The 6,175-nt window shown below is 71.6% G+C and carries 6 protein-coding genes and 1 pseudogene; 1 reads left to right on the top strand and 6 read right to left on the bottom strand.

Annotated elements, in window-relative coordinates:
• From rbfA to rimP, 6 genes are all read right to left on the bottom strand, one after another.
• Entirely contained in the window at positions 1-477 is a 477-nt protein-coding gene (rbfA, locus tag AB0M83_RS42525; protein WP_364526560.1) for a 30S ribosome-binding factor RbfA, read from the bottom strand.
• A gap of 18 nt (positions 478-495) precedes the next feature.
• A complete protein-coding gene (locus AB0M83_RS42530) occupies positions 496-789 on the bottom strand; it encodes a DUF503 domain-containing protein (RefSeq protein ID WP_364526562.1) in 294 nt (97 codons plus the stop codon).
• A gap of 76 nt (positions 790-865) precedes the next feature.
• Positions 866-3,862 carry a translation initiation factor IF-2 gene (gene infB, locus AB0M83_RS42535; RefSeq protein ID WP_364526564.1) on the bottom strand — a complete coding sequence of 999 codons (2,997 nt, stop codon included), beginning with the start codon at positions 3,860-3,862 and terminating at the stop codon, positions 866-868.
• Positions 3,863-3,940: 78 nt separating this feature from the next.
• Positions 3,941-4,258: a YlxR family protein gene (locus AB0M83_RS42540; RefSeq protein WP_364526566.1), complete on the bottom strand. Its 318-nt coding sequence runs from the start codon at positions 4,256-4,258 to the stop codon at positions 3,941-3,943.
• A 77-nt stretch (positions 4,259-4,335) separates the two neighbouring features.
• Positions 4,336-5,382, bottom strand: coding sequence for a transcription termination factor NusA (gene nusA / locus AB0M83_RS42545; protein WP_285480443.1), 1,047 nt, complete (start codon positions 5,380-5,382; stop codon positions 4,336-4,338).
• Complete coding sequence (gene rimP, locus AB0M83_RS42550; RefSeq protein WP_364526568.1) at positions 5,379-5,912, bottom strand: ribosome maturation factor RimP; 534 nt, start codon at positions 5,910-5,912, stop codon at positions 5,379-5,381. The genes nusA and rimP overlap by 4 nt, the downstream gene beginning before the upstream one ends.
• A 112-nt stretch (positions 5,913-6,024) precedes the next feature.
• Here rimP and AB0M83_RS42555 point away from each other — a divergent pair.
• Positions 6,025-6,175, top strand: a pseudogene (locus AB0M83_RS42555) (DUF4439 domain-containing protein); the annotation flags it as partial.

Here is a 6,175-nt window from a genome sequence, read left to right on the forward strand (position 1 = left end):
TCAGCCCCGGCTCTCCTCCTCCGCGAGCTCGTCGTCGTCCTCGGCTTCGCGGGGCGCCTTGTACGGGTCGGGCTCGCCCGCGTGCTGGGCTCCCGCCGAGCGGCGCGCGACCTCCGCGTCGGCCTCGCGGGCCTTCGCGAGCAGGTCCTCGATCCGCTTCGACTCCTCGGGAATCGTGTCGGCCACGAACGTCAGCGTCGGCGTGTAGCGGACCCCGGTGCCCTGCCCGACCTTCGTGCGGAGCATCCCGCGCGCCGATTCGAGCGCGAGGGCGGCGCCGGTGAAGTCCGGCGGGACGTCCAGCTTCTCGCCGAGCACCGTGTAGTACACCGTGGCGTCGTGCAGGTCGCCGGTGACCTTCGTGTCCGTGATGGTCACGTAGTCCAGCCGGGAGTCCTTGACCTCGTGTTCGATCGCCGACGCGACGATCTGCGAGATCCGCTTGGCGAGCTTGCGAGCCCGAGCAGGATCAGCCATGTCGTTCTCCTAGAAAAGTCAGTCGTCCGGGCCCAGCAGCCGGCGGTGGGCGGAGATCAGTTCGAACTCCGGCCTGCTCGCCACGTACCGCTCACACGAGTCGAGCACGTCACGGACGTGCTCGCCACCTTCGGCGACCACGGCCACCCCGATGAGGGTCCGGCGGTGCAGGTCGGTGTGCCCGGCTTCGGCCACCGACACGGCGAAGCGCTTGCGCACCTCGGCCAGCACCGGACGGACCACGGATCGCTTCTGCTTCAGCGAATGAACGTCGCCGAGCAGGATGTCGAGCTCAAGGGCTCCGACGAACATAGGCAAATGAGGTGGTGTCGTAGGGAGCGAAAGCCCGGGTGTGCGGTGCGAAACCGCACACCCGGGCTCAACCGCATTACGCGCGGGGCTTCTCGCGCTGCTCGTACGTCTCGATCAGGTCGCCGACCTTCAGGTCGCCGTACGAACCGAGCGTCAGACCGCACTCGTAGCCCTCGCGGACCTCGACCACGTCGTCCTTGAACCGCCGCAGCGAGCTGACCGGCAGGTTCTCCGCGACGACAGTGCCGTCGCGCAGCAGCCGGGCGCGCGCGTTGCGCCGGATCTCGCCGGACATGACCAGGCAACCCGCGATCGTGCCGATCTTGGAGGACTTGAAGACCTCGCGGACCTCCGCGCGGCCCAGCTCGACCTCTTCGTACTCCGGCTTGAGCATGCCCTTGAGGGCCTGCTCGATCTCGTCGATCGCCTGGTAGATGACCGTGTAGTACCGGACGTCGACGCCCTCGCGGGTGGCCCGCTCGGTCGCCTTGCCCTGGGCGCGGACGTTGAACCCGAGGACGATCGCGTCGGACGCGGTCGCCAGGTCGATGTCCGACTCGGTCACGCCACCGACACCGCGGTGGACCACGTTCAGCTCGACCTCGTCGCCGACGTCCAGCTGCAGCAGCGAGGCTTCGAGAGCCTCGACGGTGCCCGAGTTGTCACCCTTGATGATCAGGTTGAGGCTGTTCGTCTCCTTCAAGGCGGAGTCGAGGTCCTCGAGGCTGACCCGCTTGCGGCGCGACGCGTTGAGCGCGTTGCGCGTACGAGCGGCGCGGCGCTCGGCGATCTGCCGGGCGACGCGGTCCTCGTCGACCACCAGGAAGGTGTCGCCCGCACCCGGCACCGAGGTGAACCCGATGACCTGGACGGGACGCGACGGGAGCGCCTCGGTGACGTCGACGTTGTGCTCGTCGACCATCCGGCGGACGCGGCCGTAGGCGTCACCCGCCACGACCGAGTCACCGACGCGCAGCGTGCCGCGCTGGACCAGGACGGTCGCCACCGGGCCGCGGCCGCGGTCGAGGTGGGCCTCGATCGCGACACCCTGGGCCTCCATGTCCGGGTTGGCCCGGAGGTCCAGAGCGGCGTCGGCGGTCAGCAGGATCGCCTCGAGCAGACCATCGATGTTGATGTTCTGCCGCGCGGAGATCTCGACGAACATCGTGTCGCCGCCGTACTCCTCGGCGACCAGGCCGTACTCGGTCAGCTGCTGCCGGATCTTGTCCGGGTTCGCGCCTTCCTTGTCGATCTTGTTGATCGCGACCACGATCGGGGCCTTGGCGGCCTGCGCGTGGTTGATCGCCTCGACCGTCTGCGGCATCACACCGTCGTCGGCCGCCACCACGATCACCGCGATGTCGGTCGAGTTGGCACCACGGGCACGCATGGCGGTGAACGCCTCGTGACCCGGGGTGTCGATGAAGGTGATCAGGCGCGGGTTGCCCTCGAGCTCGGTCTCGATCTGGTACGCACCGATGTGCTGCGTGATGCCGCCGGCCTCGCTCTCGCGGACCTTCGTCTTCCGGATCGTGTCGAGCAGGCGGGTCTTACCGTGGTCGACGTGACCCATGATGGTCACGACCGGCGGCCGGACCTGCAGATCCTCTTCGCCACCCGCGTCGTCGCCGTAGGTGATGTCGAAGGTCTCCAGCAGCTCGCGGTCCTCTTCTTCCGGCGAGACGACCTGAACCGTGTAGTTCATTTCGCCGCCGAGCAGCTCGAGGATGTCGTCCGACACGGACTGCGTCGCGGTGACCATCTCGCCGAGGTGGAAGAGCACCTGCACCAGCGAAGCCGGGTTGGCGTCGATCTTCTCGGCGAAGTCGGTCAGCGAAGCACCCCGCGGCAGCCGGATCGTCTCGCCCTGCCCCTTGGGCAAGCGGACGCCGCCGACGCTGGGCGCCTGCATGTTGTCCATGTACTCCTGGCGCTTCTGCCGCTTCGACTTGCGGCCCTTGCGCGAGGGACCACCCGGGCGCCCGAAGGCACCCGCGGTACCGCCACGGCCACCGGGGCCACCACGGCCACCGCCGCCGCCACGGAAACCGCCGCCGCCCGCCGGGGCACCGGTGCCGCCACCCGGGCGGAAACCGCCGCCGGCGCCGCCGCCACCACCGGGGCCGCCGCGGAAGCCACCGCCGCCGCCACCGCCACCGGGACCGCCGCGGAAACCGCCGCCGCCGCCACCGGGACCGCCACGCGCGCCGCCACCAGGGCCGCCACGCGCGCCGCCACCGGGACCACCGCGGGCGCCGCCACCGGGACCGGCGGGACGCTGCGTGCGGCCCGGCATCATGCCGGGGTTCGGCCGCGGGGGCATGTTGCCCGGGCTCGGCCGGTTGCCACCGGCGCCACCACCGGGACGCGGGGCCGGACGGTCACCGGCACCCTGACCGCCACCGGGACGCGGCGGGCGGTTGTCGCCGCCCTGGCCGCCACCCGGGCGCGGGCCCTGCGGACGCGGCGGGGCGCCGGAACCGACGCCGAACGGGTTGTTGCCGACCCGCGGGGTGCGCGGACCGGGCTTCGGGCCGCCGGGCTTGGGGCCCTGCGGCTTCGGCGGGACGACCGAGCCGGTGTTGCCCGAAGGCGCGGCCGGGGTGTCCTGCTTGGGTGCGGCGGGCGTTTCGGCTTTCGCCGCCGGGACCTGCTCCTCGGGAGCGGGCGCGGCCGGCTGCTGACGCGGGCCGGGCCGCGGGCCGGGACCCGCGGGACGCGCGGCCGGTGCGGCGGCCGGCTTCGAGGCCGGTGCCTGCTGCTGCGGGGCCGCCGCGGGGGCGGCCTTCGCCGCGGGCGCCTGCTGCTGGGGAGCGGGCGACGCGGGCTTGGGCGCGGGAGCGCCCGGCTTGGCGGCCGGGGGCCCGGGGCGCGCCGACGGGCCGGGAGTGGGTGCGGGCTTCTTGGCGCCCTTGGGCGCGTACGCGTCGCGGAGACGGCGGGCGACGGGCGCCTCGACCGTGGACGACGCGGACTTCACGAACTCGCCCTGTTCCTTCAACTTGGCGAGAACGTCCTTGCTGGTGATGCCGAGCTCCTTAGCGAGCTCGTGTACGCGGGCCTTGCCTGGCACAGCTCTCCTCATCTAGGGGAGGCCAGGCGGATGACCCGCTGACCTCGTCCTTATTGTCTGACGCTCATGGCTTCAGCTTCACGGCTGACTCATGACGGGTCGACCTGCTTCCTTGGTTCCTCGCGAAGCCGGGTACGTCCCGGCTTCGTGGTGCGAAGTGGTGCGCCCGACGTGTTCGCGAACCTCGCGGACGTCGAGCGCCCCGGGAGCCCGCAAGGCTCTCGGGAAGGCTCGCCGCCGTTCGGCCTTGGCCAGGCAGTCCGGATCGGGGTGCAGCCAAGCTCCCCGGCCCGGCAGCCGCCGACGCTCGTCGACGACCACCTGCCCGGCCACCGCGACCACGCGCAGCAGCTCACCGATCAATGCCCGCCGCTTGCAGCCGACACAAGTCCGCACCGGAAGATTCCGGTGGGGCTGGTGCTCGGCTACCCGCCGCGGGCGTTGAACCACTCCTGAGTCTAGCGCTTCGACATTCACTCAGCCGAACCGGTTGTCGCGGCGGGCCGCGATGGACGGGCGTGGTCTTGATCACCCTCGTCGTCCGCCGGTGCGGCGTCGCTGCGGATGTCGATCCGCCAGCCGGTCAGACGGGCGGCGAGGCGGGCGTTCTGGCCCTCCTTGCCGATCGCCAGCGACAGCTGGAAGTCCGGCACCACGACGCGGGCGGTCTTCGCCCGCTCGTCGACTACTCGTACGGAAACAACCTTCGCGGGCGACAGCGCATTCCCGACGAAGCGGGCCGGATCCTCGGAGTAGTCGATGATGTCGATCTTCTCACCGGCCAGTTCGCTCATCACGTTGCGCACGCGCGCGCCGACCGGGCCGATGCAGGCGCCCTTGGCGTTCACGCCCGCCACGGTGGACTTCACGGCGATCTTCGTGCGGTGCCCCGGCTCGCGCGCGACGGCGGCGATCTCGACCGTCCCGTCGGCGATCTCCGGGACCTCCAGCGCGAACAGCTTGCGCACGAGGTTCGGGTGCGAGCGCGAGAGCGTGATCTGCGGGCCGCGGTTGCCGCGCGAGACGGTGACCACGTACGCCTTGATCCGGCTGCCGTGCTCGTAGGACTCCCCCGCCACCTGTTCGGCGGACGGGAGCACGCCCTCGGTGTCCCCCACCTGGACCACGACCATGCCGCGGGCGTTGGCGCGGGCGTCGCGCTGGATCACGCCGGCGACGATCTCGCCCTCCTTGGTGGAGAACTCGCCGAAGGTCTTCTCGTGCTCGGCGTCGCGCAGCCGCTGCAGGATGACCTGGCGCGCGGTGGTGGCGGCGATCCGGCCGAAGCCCTCGGGGGTGTCGTCCCACTCCTCGTCGGTCTCGCCGTCGTGGGTCAGCGTGCGGGCGAGCACGCGCACGAGGCCCGTCTTGCGGTCGATGTCGATGCGGGCGTGCGGCTGGTGGCCCTCGGTGTGCTTGTACGCGGTGAGCAAGGCCGTTTCGATGGCCTCGATCACCGTTTCGAAGGGGATGTCCTTGTCCCGTTCGATCGCCCGCAGCGCGGCGATGTCGACGTTCACTTCGACCCCTTCTCCGTCTCGGCGGCGATGATGCCGGACGCGTCGTCTTCGAGCAGTTTCAGTTCCTCGGCGGGCGGCTGCTTGAACTCGATCTCGATGACCGCCTTCGCCACGCCGGCGTAGCGGACGTCGCGGATCTTGCCGCCCGCGAGGACGCGGGCGGCGTCCGCGCCCGCGTGCCCGACCCGGCCCACGAAGGGCGCGCCTTCGACCGGCGAGACCTTCACCAGGCGGTACCGCGCGCGCCGCCAGTGGCGCGGCTGGGTGAGCGGGCGGTCGAGGCCCGGCGAGGTGACTTCCAGCGTGTACGCGCTCGCGAGCACGTGCTCGTTCTCGTCGAGCGTCGCCGAGACCTTGCGGCTGACCTCGGCGATCTCGTCCAGCCCGACACCGTCGTCGGAGTCGACGACGACCTTGACCAGCTGCCGCCGGCCGGCCTGCTGCACCTCGAACGAGTCGAGGTCGAAACCCGCGGCGGTGACGGCTTCGGCCACTATCGGCTGAAGCCGGCTGGCGAGTTCTCCTGGCACGTGGGGCTCTCCTCGTTCAAGGTTCGGGTCGGTGGTGGACCAGCTTATCCGGTCGCCCGCTCACCCCGCGCGAGCGGCGGGGGCGCCCGGGGGCCTGGCAGGATGGGCCGACGTGACCGGAAGACCGACCGACCTGACCCGTCGTGCCGCCCTCCGCGCGGGGGCGCTGGCCGCGCTGGCCGTCCCCCTGGCCGCGTGCGGGCCCGGCTACGACGAGAGCCCCGACCCGCTCCAGCCGCTGCTGGCGGCCGCCGAGGCGGACG

The sequence above is a fragment of the Amycolatopsis sp. NPDC051106 genome, assembly GCF_040682775.1.
In the GTDB taxonomy this organism is placed as follows: Bacteria; Actinomycetota; Actinomycetes; order Mycobacteriales; family Pseudonocardiaceae; genus Amycolatopsis.